Origin of the sequence: Pseudomonas azadiae (assembly GCF_019145355.1) — a bacterium.
Lineage (GTDB): Bacteria > Pseudomonadota > Gammaproteobacteria > Pseudomonadales > Pseudomonadaceae > Aquipseudomonas > Aquipseudomonas azadiae.
This window is the reverse complement of the sequence record NZ_JAHSTY010000002.1, coordinates 2040650-2054944: the sequence shown is the minus strand read 5'-3', so window position 1 is coordinate 2054944 and position 14295 is coordinate 2040650. Positions and strand designations below refer to the sequence as shown.

The 14295-nt window shown below is 61.5% G+C and carries 15 protein-coding genes; 8 read left to right on the top strand and 7 right to left on the bottom strand.

What is annotated here, in order from left to right:
• Positions 1 to 57: 57 nt before the first annotated feature.
• The 5 genes from KVG91_RS25620 (at position 58) to KVG91_RS25600 (ending at position 5265) form a co-directional block, all read left to right on the top strand.
• Positions 58 to 816 carry a methyltransferase domain-containing protein gene (locus KVG91_RS25620; protein ID WP_169374426.1) on the top strand — a complete coding sequence of 253 codons (759 nt, stop codon included), beginning with the start codon at positions 58 to 60 and terminating at the stop codon, positions 814 to 816.
• Between the two features lie 30 nt (positions 817 to 846).
• Entirely contained in the window at positions 847 to 1299 is a 453-nt protein-coding gene (gene rnhA, locus KVG91_RS25615; RefSeq protein ID WP_003173571.1) for a ribonuclease HI, read from the top strand.
• Between the two features lie 65 nt (positions 1300 to 1364).
• The gene (gene dnaQ / locus KVG91_RS25610) at positions 1365 to 2105 is read left to right on the top strand and encodes a DNA polymerase III subunit epsilon (RefSeq protein WP_169374433.1); all 741 of its coding nucleotides are present in this window, start codon (positions 1365 to 1367) and stop codon (positions 2103 to 2105) included.
• A 314-nt stretch (positions 2106 to 2419) separates the two neighbouring features.
• Positions 2420 to 4675, top strand: a complete 2256-nt coding sequence (locus tag KVG91_RS25605) for an Orn/Lys/Arg family decarboxylase (protein ID WP_169374427.1) — start codon at positions 2420 to 2422, stop codon at positions 4673 to 4675.
• Positions 4676 to 4695: 20 nt separating this feature from the next.
• Positions 4696 to 5265 carry a GNAT family N-acetyltransferase gene (locus KVG91_RS25600; RefSeq protein WP_169374434.1) on the top strand — a complete coding sequence of 190 codons (570 nt, stop codon included), beginning with the start codon at positions 4696 to 4698 and terminating at the stop codon, positions 5263 to 5265.
• On the opposite strand, the gene KVG91_RS25595 is transcribed toward KVG91_RS25600, so the two are convergent.
• Positions 5262 to 6155, bottom strand: coding sequence for a LysR substrate-binding domain-containing protein (locus KVG91_RS25595; RefSeq protein ID WP_169374428.1), 894 nt, complete (start codon positions 6153 to 6155; stop codon positions 5262 to 5264). The two genes, KVG91_RS25600 and KVG91_RS25595, sit on opposite strands and share 4 nt — an antisense overlap.
• A gap of 109 nt (positions 6156 to 6264) precedes the next feature.
• Between KVG91_RS25595 and KVG91_RS25590 the strand changes: the two genes are divergently transcribed.
• Positions 6265 to 6609, top strand: coding sequence for a hypothetical protein (locus tag KVG91_RS25590; RefSeq protein ID WP_169374429.1), 345 nt, complete (start codon positions 6265 to 6267; stop codon positions 6607 to 6609).
• A gap of 64 nt (positions 6610 to 6673) precedes the next feature.
• On the opposite strand, the gene KVG91_RS25585 is transcribed toward KVG91_RS25590, so the two are convergent.
• Positions 6674 to 6910, bottom strand: coding sequence for a hypothetical protein (locus KVG91_RS25585; protein ID WP_169374430.1), 237 nt, complete (start codon positions 6908 to 6910; stop codon positions 6674 to 6676).
• Positions 6911 to 7137: 227 nt separating this feature from the next.
• Here KVG91_RS25585 and KVG91_RS25580 point away from each other — a divergent pair, with 227 nt between their 5' ends.
• On the top strand, positions 7138 to 7695 hold the full coding sequence (locus tag KVG91_RS25580; protein WP_169374431.1) for an NADPH-dependent FMN reductase: 558 nt from the start codon (positions 7138 to 7140) through the stop codon (positions 7693 to 7695).
• Between the two features lie 231 nt (positions 7696 to 7926).
• Here the strand turns inward: KVG91_RS25580 and poxB are convergent, their stop codons facing one another.
• Together poxB and KVG91_RS25570 are read right to left on the bottom strand one after the other, a co-directional pair.
• Complete coding sequence (poxB, locus tag KVG91_RS25575) at positions 7927 to 9651, bottom strand: ubiquinone-dependent pyruvate dehydrogenase (protein ID WP_169377236.1); 1725 nt, start codon at positions 9649 to 9651, stop codon at positions 7927 to 7929.
• Between the two features lie 77 nt (positions 9652 to 9728).
• Positions 9729 to 10961 (bottom strand): NADH:flavin oxidoreductase/NADH oxidase family protein, encoded by a 1233-nt coding sequence (locus KVG91_RS25570; RefSeq protein WP_169377235.1) that lies wholly within the window; start codon positions 10959 to 10961, stop codon positions 9729 to 9731.
• Positions 10962 to 11032: 71 nt separating this feature from the next.
• Here KVG91_RS25570 and KVG91_RS25565 point away from each other — a divergent pair, with 71 nt between their 5' ends.
• Complete coding sequence (locus KVG91_RS25565) at positions 11033 to 11437, top strand: MerR family transcriptional regulator (RefSeq protein ID WP_169377234.1); 405 nt, start codon at positions 11033 to 11035, stop codon at positions 11435 to 11437.
• 40 nt (positions 11438 to 11477) lie between these two features.
• Here the strand turns inward: KVG91_RS25565 and KVG91_RS25560 are convergent, their stop codons facing one another.
• The 3 genes from KVG91_RS25560 to KVG91_RS25550 all read right to left on the bottom strand — a co-directional run bounded on the left by KVG91_RS25560 (position 11478) and on the right by KVG91_RS25550 (position 14275).
• The gene (locus KVG91_RS25560; RefSeq protein ID WP_169377233.1) at positions 11478 to 11972 is read right to left on the bottom strand and encodes a DUF934 domain-containing protein; all 495 of its coding nucleotides are present in this window, start codon (positions 11970 to 11972) and stop codon (positions 11478 to 11480) included.
• Entirely contained in the window at positions 11956 to 13614 is a 1659-nt protein-coding gene (locus KVG91_RS25555) for a nitrite/sulfite reductase (RefSeq protein WP_169377232.1), read from the bottom strand. Before KVG91_RS25555 ends, KVG91_RS25560 begins: the two co-directional genes overlap by 17 nt.
• Before the next feature lie 442 nt (positions 13615 to 14056).
• Positions 14057 to 14275 (bottom strand): DUF2970 domain-containing protein, encoded by a 219-nt coding sequence (locus tag KVG91_RS25550; RefSeq protein WP_169377231.1) that lies wholly within the window; start codon positions 14273 to 14275, stop codon positions 14057 to 14059.
• Positions 14276 to 14295 lie beyond the last annotated feature (20 nt).

Here is a 14295-nt window from a genome sequence, read left to right as displayed (position 1 = left end):
TCGCCAAGCTGAACACATTGGTGCATCTTAGAACGTCTAGGCGAGTTGGAGAATGCAATGACTGATAAAGCGTTCGCCCAGGCCGATCCGGAGTGGCTGGCCCTGATCGGCGCAGCCCGTGAATGGCTGTCCGGTCCCATCGGGCAATTTCTGCTGGACGAAGAACGGCGCATGCTCGAAGACGAGTTGGGTCGGTTCTTTGGCGGCTACCTGGTGCATTACGGCCCTTCGGCCCAGACGCCGCCGTCCGCGCCCCAGGTGCAGCGCAATGTGCGCCTGGGGGCGCCGTTGCCAGGGGTGGAGATCGTCTGCGAGGAACAGGCCTGGCCGTTGAGCGAGCACGCCGCCGACGTGGTGGTGTTGCAGCATGGCCTGGATTTTTGCCTGTCGCCCCACGGCTTGCTGCGCGAGGCGGCGAGCAGCGTGCGCCCAGGCGGCCATTTGCTGATTGTCGGGATCAACCCCTGGAGCAGCTGGGGCCTGCGCCATGTGTTCGCCAATGATGCCTTGCGCCAGGCGCGCTGCATCTCGCCGCAACGCGTGGGTGATTGGCTGAACCTGCTGGGCTTCGCGCTGGAGAAACGTCGCTTCGGGTGCTATCGTCCGCCGCTTGCGTCGACCAAGTGGCAAGCCCGCCTGGCCGGCTGGGAGCGCCGCGCGGGTGCCTGGCAGTTGTCGGGAGGCGGCTTCTATCTGCTGGTGGCGCGTAAAATCGTGGTCGGGCTGCGGCCGCTGCAGCAAGTACGCCGTGAGCCGATCGGCAAGCTGGTGCCGATGCCGATGGCCAAGGTCAACCGCAGGCAAAGCGACGCGTAAACCTCTTTTTGAATTGATTCCGAGTAACCGATGACCGATAGCGTAGAACTCTTCACCGACGGCGCCTGCAAGGGCAACCCAGGCCCAGGCGGTTGGGGCGCGTTGCTGGTGTGCAAGGGCGTGGAGAAGGAGTTGTGGGGCGGTGAAGCCAACACCACCAACAACCGCATGGAGCTGATGGGCGCCATCCGCGGCCTCGAAGAACTCAAGCGCCGCTGCAACGTGCTGCTGGTGACCGACTCGCAATACGTGATGAAGGGCATCAACGAGTGGATGGTCAACTGGAAGAAGCGTGGCTGGAAGACGGCGGCCAAGGAACCGGTGAAGAATGCCGACCTGTGGCAGTTGCTCGATGAGCAATGCAACCGCCATGACATCACCTGGAAATGGGTGCGTGGCCACATAGGCCACCCTGGCAACGAGCGCGCCGACCAACTGGCCAACCGTGGCGTGGACGAAGTGCGCGGCTACAAGCAGAGCTGATGCCGAATCACGTGGTAATATCGCGCCCTTTGAAATACACCGTTGAGAGCTGAACCCTGATGGCCATCCGATCTGTTGTACTCGATACCGAAACCACCGGCATGCCGGTGACCGACGGCCACCGGATCATTGAAATCGGCTGTGTCGAACTCATGGGCCGCCGCCTCACCGGCCGTCACTTCCATGTCTACCTGCAACCGGACCGTGACAGTGACGAAGGCGCGATCGGCGTCCACGGTATTACCGACGAATTCCTCAAGGGCAAGCCGCGCTTTGCCGAAGTCGCCGATGAATTCTTCGAATTCATCAACGGCGCCCAGTTGATCATCCATAACGCGGCGTTCGACATCGGCTTCATCAACAACGAGTTTGCCCTGATGGGGCAGACCGATCGTGCCGATATCTCCAAGCATTGCACGATCCTCGACACCTTGATGATGGCCCGCGAGCGTCACCCTGGCCAACGCAACAGCCTCGACGCCCTGTGCAAGCGTTATGGCGTCGACAACTCCGGTCGCGAGCTCCACGGCGCCTTGCTCGACTCCGAGATTCTCGCTGACGTCTACCTGACCATGACCGGCGGGCAGACCAGCCTGTCCCTGGCGGGTAACGCGTCCGATGGCACCGGCTCGGCGGAAGGTTCGGGCAACCGCCCTTCGGAAATCCGCCGCCTGCCGGCGGACCGCAAACCCACTCCAGTTATCCGGGCGAGCGAGCAGGACCTGCTCGAGCACGCGGCGCGGTTGGAAGCCATTGCCAAGTCGGCGGGCGCGCCGGCGTTGTGGACCCAGCTGACCCAGCAATAATCGCCAGTTGAACGCGGTCAAAACTGTGGGAGCAGGCTTGCTCGCGAATGAGGTCTGTAGTGAGCGGGCTTGCCCCGCGCTGGGTGGCGAAGCCGCCCCAAACCAGGCGAATCGGTTCTACCTGGAGGGCGGCGGTGTCTTTATTGGGGCCTATATCGCAGCCCAGCGCGGGGCAAGCCCGCTCACTACACATCGCATTCGCAGGCAAGCCAGCTCCCATAGTTGATCCTCCGCTGCCTGCGAAATCTTCATTCGCCACATCCGCTCCCAGCTTCTACCCTTGAGTGCATAGCCCTCAGGACGCCCACGCACTCATGTACAAAGACCTGAAGTTCCCCGTCCTTATCGTGCACCGCGACATCAAGGCCGACACCGTTGCCGGTGACCGGGTTCGAGGCATCGCCAGGGAGTTGGAACAGGAAGGCTTCAGTATCATCCAGGCGGTGGACTACGCCGAAGGCCGGTTGGTGGCGGCTACCCACCATGGCCTGGCGTGCATGCTGATCGCCGCCGAAGGCGCCGGCGAGAACACCCACCTGCTGCAAAACATGGTCGAGCTGATCCGCCTGGCGCGGCTACGGGCGCCGAACCTGCCGATCTTCGCCCTGGGCGAGCAAGTCACCCTGGAAAACGCGCCCGCCGATGCCATGAGCGAACTCAACCAACTGCGCGGCATTTTGTACCTGTTCGAAGACACCGTGCCGTTTCTTGCGCGGCAAGTCGCCCGCGCGGCGCGCACCTACCTGGATGGTTTGTTGCCACCTTTCTTCAAAGCGTTGGTACAACATACTGCAGACTCCAATTACTCATGGCACACCCCTGGCCATGGCGGCGGCGTGGCCTATCGCAAAAGCCCGGTCGGGCAGGCGTTCCATCAATTCTTCGGGGAAAACACCCTGCGTTCAGACCTGTCTGTCTCGGTGCCTGAGCTGGGCTCGCTGCTGGATCACACCGGGCCGCTGGCCGAAGCCGAGGCGCGCGCCGCGCGCAATTTCGGCGCCGACCATACCTTTTTCGTCATCAACGGCACCTCTACCGCCAACAAGATCGTCTGGCACTCCATGGTCGGCCGCGATGACCTGGTGCTGGTCGACCGCAACTGCCACAAATCGGTGCTGCACTCGATCATCATGACCGGCGCGATCCCGTTGTACCTGTGCCCGGAGCGCAATGAACTGGGGATCATCGGCCCGATTCCCCTGAGCGAATTCAGCCCCGAGTCGATCCGCGCCAAGATCGACGCGAGCCCGCTGACCCGTGGCCGACCGCCGAAGGTCAAGCTGGCGGTGGTCACCAATTCCACCTACGACGGCCTGTGCTACAACGCCCAGATGATCAAACAGCAACTGGGCAACAGCGTCGAGGTGCTGCATTTTGACGAAGCCTGGTACGCCTACGCGGCGTTTCATGAATTCTTTGCCGGACGCTATGGCATGGGCACGTCGCGTACCCCGGACAGCCCGCTGGTGTTCACCACGCACTCGACCCATAAGCTGCTGGCGGCGTTCAGCCAGGCCTCGATGATCCATGTGCAGGACGGCGGCGCGCGCCAATTGGACCGTGACCGTTTCAACGAAGCCTTCATGATGCATATTTCCACCTCGCCGCAATACAGCATCATTGCGTCGCTGGACGTCGCCTCGGCGATGATGGAAGGCCCGGCCGGGCGGTCGCTGTTGCAGGAAATGTTCGACGAAGCCTTGAGTTTCCGCCGTGCCCTGGCCAACCTGCGCCAGCACATTGCCGCCGAGGATTGGTGGTTCTCCATCTGGCAACCGCCGTCGGTGTCGGGCGTCGACCGGGTGATTACCGCAGATTGGCTGCTGCATCCAGAGGACGATTGGCATGGCTTTGGCGATGTGGCCGAAGACTACGTGCTGCTGGACCCGATCAAAGTGACGCTGGTGATGCCTGGCCTCAACGCCGGCGGCGCCCTGAGCGACTGCGGCATTCCCGCGGCCGTGGTCAGCAAATTCCTCTGGGAGCGCGGCCTGGTGGTGGAAAAGACCGGGCTGTATTCGTTCCTGGTGCTGTTTTCCATGGGCATCACCAAGGGCAAATGGAGTACCTTGCTCACCGAGTTGCTGGAATTCAAGCGCAGCTACGACGCCAATGTCAGCCTGGCCAGTTGCCTGCCATCGGTGTTTGCACAAGGCCCGCTGCGGTATCAGGGCCTGGGCTTGCGCGACCTGTGCGATCAATTGCACAGTTGTTACCGCAGCAATGCCACCGCCAGGCACCTCAAGCGCATGTACACCGTGCTACCGGAAATCGCCATGAAACCGGCCGACGCCTACGACCACTTGGTGAAAGGCGAAGTGGAGGCGGTTTCCATTGATGCCTTGCCAGGGCGCGTCGCAGCCGTGATGCTGGTGCCTTATCCGCCCGGCATTCCATTGATCATGCCGGGTGAGCGCTTTACCGAGTCGACGCGCTCGATCATCGATTACCTGGCCTTCGCCCGGACGTTCGATAGCAGTTTTCCCGGTTTTGTCGCCGATGTTCATGGGTTGCAACACGAAGACGACGGCAGTGGTCGTTGTTACACCGTCGATTGCATCAAGGGTTAAGAATGTTTATGCACGCTGTAATGAACCCGAAGTATCCGGGGCTCAGTGTCCGGGTCGCCGACGAAGGCTTCGATGCCTACGTGTGGGGCAATGACTTCAGCTTTGAGGTCAGCGCCTACGGAGAACCGCAGATGGGCAAGCGGGTCGACCAATGGCCCGTGGAACGCATCCTGCCGTACCGCAAGTGCTACGGAATCGATCCCGAGGAGTTCGCCAGTTTTCGCGATGCGCCCGACAGCGCCATCTTCATGGCCTACCTGGACGACCGACCGGTGGGGCACATCGTGGTCAGTACCAATTGGAACGGTTTTGCCCATGTCGATGAGCTGGCGGTGGTCTTGCCCGCACGGCGCCATGGGGTGGCCAAGGCGTTGCTGGATGTGGCGCAGTTCTGGAGCCGCAAGAAAAACCTGCCGGGCATGATGCTGGAAACCCAGAACAACAACCTCGGCGCCTGCCGTTTGTACGAGCGTTGTGGTTATGTGATGGGCGGGATCGACCACCTGCGCTATCGCGGCATTGACCCGCAAACCCGCGAAGTGGCGATATTCTGGTACCGGTTGTTCAAAAGCGAAGTCGACAAGGCTTAGCCCGCCAGCAGACCTTCAGCCTTCTGCGTCACGATCTCCAGCAGTGCATTCAGCGCCGGGGAGGCCATGCCTTCCTTGAGGGTCAGCGCATACAGGTTGATCAGGATCGGCGGTGACACCGGGCAGACATCCAGCCCTGCCTCCCGCGCGCCGCACGCGGTGAAAGGGTCGACCACCGCCAAACCTTCTCCGGCTTCCACCATGCTGCGCATCATCTGGTAGGTCTGTACGCGCGTCTGCACCACTGGCAGCGGGCGCAAGGCTTGCAGCTTGGCGTCCAGCAGACGGCTGAGCGGGTCCTGGCCCTCAAGCCCGATCATCGACTGCCCCGCCAGGTCCTGCACGGCGATATATTTTTGCTTGGGTTTGAGCCAGCCATGGGGTGCGAGCAGTTGCAGCTTGCCTTGGGCCAGCACGGCGCTGTGGATCTGCGGGTGTTGCGGATCATGCAGGCTCAGCCCCACGTCGGCTTCGTGCAGCAACAGGCTCCTGACGATCTCCCGGGTGGGCTGGCTCGACAGGTTGCACGGGGTGTCCTGGAAACGCCGGCGTAGCATCGCGATGCTTTGCGGCAGCAGTTGATTGGCCAGGGGCGGCGTGCACAGGGCGCGCAAGGTCGGGGCGTGATGGTGTTTCAGGCGGCTGGCCAGGCGCTGCACGGGTTCCAGCGCTTCATACACATGGGAGATGTGTGCCTGCAATTCCAAGGTTTCGCGGGTTGCCTGCAGACGCCCTCGGATGCTCGCAAAGAGCATAAAGCCCAGTTGCTGCTCGGCTTCCTTGAGCGCCGCCTCCACATCGCCCACGGGAAGTTGCAACCACTCGGCGGCCAGGCCTGGGTGTCCGGTCTGCAAAATGGCCTGAATCACTTCGATATGACGTAAACGCATCGCCGGAGTCTATGTGCAGCGCGCTGTGTATTCAATAGAATGGCTGCGCTGATCATCAACGACCAAAGCCGGCTACCGGCGTTAACAACAAAAACAGGTCTGGTCTCAAATGCCTCTACCCTCGATATTCCTCGGGGTAACGGTCAAGCAGCGGGTGGTCCTGGTGACCATCGGGTGCGCGGCCGCTTATCTCTTCAACCTTCAAAGCGAAACCACGCCGGAAAACCTGGCACTTGAGGCGTTCATCCGGTCACAGGAACAGGTGGCCGAACAGGTGGGCGCGGTGCTGGACGTGGCTCTCGTCAGGCAGGTGGTCGCGCACCCCGGCTACAACGCGGCGGGCTACCAGCGTTCGGTGTTCGCGGTGGAGGGGGAGCGGGGACGTTTGATGGTGACCCTGAAGCAGGTCGAAGGGGAGCAGGACATTGAAGTCACGCAGATTCGTCGGCCGTGATCACCCCAGCCCAGTCGACGCCATCATCAATGACCAGGACCGGGCAGGTGGACAGGACGAATGCTTACGACACGAGTGTGGTTTGCGACTCGCGCACAAGAATGGTGCCCGATTGAATCAGCTTGAATTCGTCGCCTTCCAGCTTCTCTACACGGTCGCCAATGGCCAGCTTGTAGGTGGTGGTAGGTGCCGAGCCAGCCAGGGCGCCGTGCGCCGGGTCTGATTCCTGGAACTCATGCACCGAATACACACGTCCTTCTGCGTCTCTGGCATGAAACTGTCCGACTAGTACTGCTGCCATCTGTTTAGAACCTCTGGAGATAAACACTCGATTTGCGGTTCTGTAGACCGTTATGGAGCGGGGTAGTTTACTTACGGAAGAAAAATACTATTCGCTGGTAATTTCAGACGCTTCCCACGCGATACGCCGCAAGGTAAACGCCCGGAGGGATATCAAAACCTGCTGGTGCACACGCCGCGAAGACTTTATAACTACAAGCTCCTTTAGTCAGACGTCGGGAAACCCCAATGAGCAAGGTCTACACCGTAGCCGTCGTGGTCGGCAGCTTGAGAAAAGAGTCGATCAACCGCAAAGTCGCGCTGGCCTTGGCCGAACTGGCCCCTGCCAACCTGAAGTTGAACATTGTGGAAATTGGCGATTTGCCGCTCTACAACGAAGACATTGACGGTGATTCGCCGCCCGCAGCCTACAGTACTTTCCGCCAACAGGTGAGCTCATCCGACGCGGTGCTGTTCGTGACCCCGGAATACAACCGCTCCGTGCCCGCCCCGTTGAAAAATGCCATTGACGTAGGTTCCCGGCCTTACGGCCAGAGTGCCTGGAGTGGCAAGCCGGGGGCGATCATCAGTGTGTCGCCGGGAGCGATTGGCGGCTTTGGCGCCAACCATCATCTGCGCCAGTCGCTGGTGTTTCTGGACGTGTGGTGCATGCAGCAGCCGGAGGCGTATCTGGGCGGGGCGGGCAGTGTGTTTGATGAGGCGGGGAAGGTGTCGGAAAAGACCAAGCCGTTCCTGCAGGCGTTTATTGATGCCTATGCCAAGTGGGTCGAAAAACAGCACGCTTGAGAACACCGAAAATCCACTGTGGGAGCGGGCTTGCTCGCGAATGCGGTCTGTAGTGAGCGGGCTTGCCCCGCGCTGGGTGGCGAAGCCGCCCCAAACCAGGCGACTCGGTTCTACCTGGAGGGCAGCGGTGTGTTTATTGGGGCCGCAGCCCGGCGCGGGGCAAGCCCGCTCACTACACTGCGCATTCGCGAGCAAGCCCGCTCCCACATTTGGACGATGCCAAGTTTTAAATCAGCGCAACCAGTTGGTGCGCGCCAGTTCGATCACCTCGTCGCCACGCCCACTCATCACCGCCTTGAGCATATACAGGCTGAACCCTTTGGCCTGCTCCAGCTTGATCGTCGGTGGCATGACCAACTCCTGGGTCGCCGTGACCACATCCACCAACACCGGGCCGTCGTGGGCCAGGGCGCGGCGCAGGGCCGGTTCGAGGTCTTCGGATTGCTCCACGCGGATGCCGAGGATGCCCATGGCGTTGGACATGGCCGCGAAGTCCGGGTTTTTCAGCTCCGTGCCGGCGTCCAGATAACCCGCAGCCTTCATTTCCATGGCGACAAAGCCCAGCGACGCGTTATCGAAGACGATGACTTTGACCGGCAGCTTCAGCTGCGCCAACGAGATGAAGTCGCCCATCAACATCGCGAAACCACCGTCTCCCGACATGGAAACCACCTGGCGTCCGGGGAACGCCGCCTGCGCGCCAATGGCCTGGGGCATGGCATTGGCCATCGAGCCGTGGTTGAACGAACCGATCAGGCGGCGCTTGCCGTTCATCTTCAAATAGCGCGCAGCCCACACCGTCGGCGAGCCGACGTCGGCGGTAAAGATGGCATCGTCATCGGCCAGCTCGCTGAGCAAGCGCGCCACATACTGCGGATGGATCGGCCGGTCGGCCTTGGACGGTTGCGCCAGGTCATCCAGCCCTTGGCGCGCTTTTTCGTAGTGCTTCAAGGATGTCTCGAGAAAGCTGCGGTCGGTCTTGCGCGTCAAGCGCGGCAGCAGCGCGCCGATGGTTTCGCTGACGTCGGCGGCAATCCCCAGGTCCAGCGTGGCACGACGGCCGAGCGCCTGCGGGTCGCGATCAACCTGGATGATGGTCGCATCGGTGGGATAGAACTGGCGGTACGGAAAGTCGGTGCCCAGCATGATCAGCGTGTCGCAATCGAGCATGGCGTGGTAACCGGAGCTGAAACCGATCAAGCCGGTCATGCCCACGTCGAACGGATTGTCCCACTCCACGTGTTCCTTGCCGCGCAGGGCATGCACCACCGGCGCGCCCAGCACGTCGGCCAGGGCCACCACCTGATCATGGGCTCCGGCACAGCCGCTGCCGCACAGCAGGGTGACTTTCCGGCTGCTCTCGAGGATTTCGGTGAGGCGTTGCAGGTCCTGTTCGGCCGGCAATGTGCGCGGCGCATGCAGGGCAGGCCAAGGTTTGAGTTTGTCCTCCACTTCCAGCAGTGACACGTCCCCCGGAATCACCACCACCGCCACCCCGCGATTGAGGATCGCCGAACGCATCGCGCGGTGCAGCACATGAGGCATTTGCTCGGGGTTGGTGACCAGTTCGATAAAGTGGCTGCACTCTTTGAACAGCTCCTGCGGATGGGTTTCCTGGAAGTAATTCAGGCCAATCTCCGAGGACGGAATCTGCGCGGCAATCGCCAGCACCGGCACATGGTTGCGATGGCAGTCGAACAGGCCATTGATCAAGTGCAGGTTGCCCGGCCCGCAGCTGCCGGCGCAGACGGTCAGCTCACCGGTGGCGGCCGCTTCGGCCCCGGCGGCGAACGCGGCCACTTCTTCGTGGCGCACATGCATCCACTCGATGCTGTCCATGGTGCGCAGGGCGTCGGTGAGGCCATTGAGGCTGTCCCCGGTCAGGCCCCAGATGCGCTTGATGCCCGCCTGTTCAAGGGTGGTCGCCAACTGCTGGGCCAGGTTGATTTTCGCCATGAAGAACTCCAATCGTCAGTGAGGTTAAAGGCTGCTGATCAATAGGGGACAGTTCGATCACGGCGAATGCTCCGCGGTTAACGTGAAGATTGTGTCATGGCCGCGCGGTATTGCCGGGTGCGCCGGGCGATAAACCATTGGTCGCGCACCAGTGCCATGCAGGGGGCAACCTTGGCTTTGGGCAAGAGGCCGTGACTGAGGCGGCGCATCTGGTAGCGCACCACCGCGAGCGTGGCAAGTGACGCCAGAGGCTTGCGCTGCCAGTCGATCGGCTTGAGTTGCGGGTTGGGGTCGCGGCCTTCGCGCCAGTGGCGAAGCAGTTGCGGTTCCAGCGTCAGGGCGGTGGCGATGCCCGCCATGGCGATGCCGCTGTCGAGCACTTGCTGCACAATGGGCAGGCGGCGAATACCGCCGGTGACCATCAGCGGCATCTTGGCGATGCTCGCCATTTGCGTGGCGAACTCGAGGAAGTACGCCTCGCGGGCCAGGGTGCGACCGTCACGCGCCTCGCCTTGCATGGCCGGGGCTTCGTAGCTGCCGCCGGACAATTCCAGCAAGTCGATGGGCAGCGGGTTGAGCATCTCGACCACCCTGCGCGCATCGGTTTCGTCGAAACCGCCACGCTGGAAATCCGCCGAATTGAGTTTGACCGCCACACAGAACGACGGGCTGACCACGGCGCGCACGGCGTGGATCACCTCCAGCAACAGGCGTGCGCGGTTCTCCAGGGGGCCGCCCCAGCGGTCGGTGCGCTGGTTGCTCAAAGGCGACAGAAACTGGCTGAGCAGGTAACCGTGGGCGCCATGGATCTGCACGCCGGTGAACCCGGCTTTCTCGGCCAGGCGTGCGCTGGTGGCGAAGCGTTGGATCACGTCCTGGATCTGGTCTTCGCTCATGGCCTTGGGCTTGGCGAACATCTTGGAAAAACCGCCCAGGTCCAGCGCAACCGCGGAGGGCGCCAAGGCTTGCTGGCCGAGGTTGGCCATGGTCTGGCGCCCTGGATGGCTGAGCTGCACCCAGAAGTGCACGCCCTTGGGGCGGGCCACGTCCGCCCATTCGCGAAAGCTGTCCAGGTGTTGCTCATCTTCCAGGGCCACGCCGCCGGGGCCGGTCATGGCGCGGCGGTCGATCATCACGTTGCCGGTCAACAACAGGCCCGGCTCACCGTCCGCCCAGGCCTTGTACAGCTGCTTCAATTCGCGCGAGGGGGCTTGGTTGGCATCCGCCATATTCTCTTCCATCGCGGCCTTGGCGATACGGTTGGCGATGACTTGGCCATTGGGCAGTTGCAAGGCTTCAAAAGGTGACATGGGTTGACTCCTGAGCAGGGGAGGCCCCAGGCTAAGCTTAAAGTTAACTTTAATGTCAAGCGGGCGTTGTGATGAATATAGGTGAGTTGGCAAAACAGAGTGGGCTGGCGGCGTCGCGTATCCGCTTCTATGAAGCCGAAGGGCTGATAAGCCAGGTGGGGCGCCAGGCCAATGGCTATCGGCGCTATGCACCGGAGGCGCTGCACACCCTGCAACTGATCCAGAGCGCGCAGCAAGCCGGGTTTACCTTGCAGGAACTCAAGGCGTTGATGCCCGCGCCGGGTGAGTACAAGCGTGAGGAATTGATCGACGCGCTTGAGCGCAAGGTGGCGCAGATCGAACAGATGCAGGCGCAGTTGGCCCACAGCAAGGCGCAGTTGCTGGGAGTTATTGAAGTGGTGCGGGCGCAACCGGAAGGGGGGGCGTGTGCAATGGGGCAGCAGCAAGTGCTGGCGTCAATCAAACTCAACCCATGAAAAAGCCCTGGCATGCCAGGGCTTTTTCATGGGCCACAACTCAGCGGCGACGAAACAGCGGCAACGGTTCGTCCGTTGCAGCCTGGTACGTCACCGAGAAGTCCTTGAGGCTTTCCAGCGCTTCGTACGGGTCTTTGTCGGCGCGCAGGGCGAAGGCATCGAACCCGCAGCGGCGCAGGTAGAAGAGCTGGTCGCGCAATACATCGCCAATCGCCCGCAGCTCGCCTTTGTAACCGTAACGGTCACGCAGCAGCCGCGCGTTGGAGTAGTTGCGACCGTCCGTGAAGGCCGGGAAGTTCAGGGCGATGACCTGGAAATGTTCCACGTCGTCACCGATTTCCTCGGCTTCTTCTTCGGCGTCCAGCCACACGCCCAGGCCGCCGTCGCGGGCCTTGAGAGCGTGGGCGTGTTCGCGCCACAGCGCCAGCGGCACGATCAGGTCGTCGCAGTTGGAGATGCCGTCGAAGCTCGCATCCTTGGGCAGCAGGTGCCAGGTTTCGTCGACGACTTCGTTGTTCTTAATGATTCGCTGCATAGACGCGCTCCTTGAACAGGTCAATGCCGATGCGCTGGTAGGTGTCGATGAAACGCTCATCTTCGGTGCGCTGTTCGATGTACACATCGATCAGTTTGCCGATCACCTCGGGCATGGCTTCCTGGGCGAAGGATGGGCCGAGGATCTTGCCCAGGCTCGCATCGCGGCTGGCGCTGCCACCCAGGGACACTTGGTAGAATTCTTCGCCTTTCTTGTCCACGCCCAGGATGCCGATGTGGCCGACGTGGTGGTGGCCACAGGCGTTCATGCAACCGGAGATGTTCAGGTCCAGCTCACCGATGTCGAACAGGTAGTCCAGGTCGTCGAAACGGCGCTGGATCGATTCGGCGATCGGGATCGACTTGGCGTTGGCCAGGGAGCAGAAGTCGCCGCCCGGGCAGCAGATGATGTCGGTCAGCAGGCCGATGTTCGGCGTGGCGAAACCGCCTTCGCGCAGTTCGCCCCACAGGGTGAACAATTGGCGCTGCTCGACGTCCGCGAGGATGATGTTCTGCTCGTGGGAGGTGCGCAGTTGGCCGAAGCTGTAGCGCTCGGCCAGGTCGGCGACGGCGTCCAGCTGCTTGTCGGTGATATCGCCAGGGGCAACACCGGTGGGTTTGAGCGACAACGTCACTGCCACATAACCCGGCTTTTTGTGCGCCAGTGTATTGCGGGTGCGCCAACGGGCGAAACCTGGGTGTTGCTGGTCGAGGGCCGCCAACTCGGCGTCCTGATTGGCCAGGGCTTTGTATTCAGGGTCAACGAAGTGTTTGGCCACGCGGTGCACTTCGGCTTCGGTCAGGGTGGTCTGGCCGCCGCGCAGGTGCTCCATTTCAGCGTCGACTTTCTGCGCGAATACCTCGGGGGTCAGCGCTTTGACCAGGATCTTGATCCGGGCCTTGTACTTGTTGTCACGACGCCCGTAGCGGTTGTAGACCCGCAGGATCGCGTCGAGGTAGCTCAACAGGTCCTGCCACGGCAGGAACTCGTTGATAAACGCACCGACCACCGGGGTACGACCGAGGCCGCCACCCACCAGTACGCGGAAACCCAGCTCGCCGGCGGCGTTGTGCACCGGCTCCAGGCCGATATCGTGCACTTCGATAGCCGCACGGTCCGAGGTCGAGCCATTGATGGCGATCTTGAACTTGCGCGGCAGGTAGGCGAATTCCGGGTGGAAGGTGGTCCACTGACGCACGATTTCGCACCACGGGCGTGGGTCGATCAACTCATCGGCGGCAACCCCGGCAAACTGGTCGGTGGTCACGTTGCGCAGGCAGTTACCGCTGGTCTGAATGGCGTGCATCTGCACGGTGGCCAGTTCAGCCAGGATGTCCGGCACATCTTCCAGCGCCGGCCAGTTGAACTGTACGTTCTGGCGGGTACTGATGTGGGCGTAGCCTTTGTCGAAGTCGCGGGCAATCTTGGCCATCATTCGCGTCTGGCGCGACGTCAGTTGGCCATAGGGCACGGCCACCCGCAGCATCGGCGCAAAGCGCTGAACGTAAAGGCCATTTTGCAGGCGCAGAGGGCGGAACTCTTCTTCGCTCAGTTCACCTGCCAGATAGCGTCGGGTCTGATCACGGAACTGCTTGACGCGGTCCTCGATGATGCGCTGATCGTATTCGTCGTATACGTACATATAGGTCCTGTTCTCGGCAAATCTGCGCGCACGGCCGCGCACTCCCAACGGAGCCGGCGCACGATAACAGTTTGTGTTTATGCGCAAAAGTGATGTTTGAGTATATGCAAATAACCAAATTGACTATCGAGAGTGATTCTCGCGATACCCACAGTTGTCATAAGGGCAAGTATGAACTTTACTGTGATCGAGTCCTGATGCAGTCACCTATAAAACCGATAAGAGGCGATGCGATGAGCAATCCGACAAAAGCCCGTAAACCCGACAGTACCGTGGATGCCTGGGCCATTCTGTTCCTGATCATCCTGGTGGTGGGAACTGCGGTGTTCTGGGTCAGCCATCAGTAGAACGAAGGCGATCCCAAAGCATGTGAAGGCTGAGTGAATGTGGGAGCGAGCAAGTCGAATCGTCGCACCGCCGCTCCCACATTTTTTGATCCGGTTTACACCCCGGCCAGGTGCAGCACCAGCTTGACGATGGCGAACAACGTCAGCGCAAACACTGCCGTGAATAAAATTCCCAGCACTATAAAATGGCTCGGCTTGCCATGGGTAAAGTCGCGGGCGCGGTTTTTGCCGCTTTGCACGCCAAACGCCGCAGCGACGACGCTATGGAGCATTTGCCAGAGCGTCGGCGGTTTGTTGTTGGCTGGATCGTCCATGTGTCCCTCCTCGGCGCAGG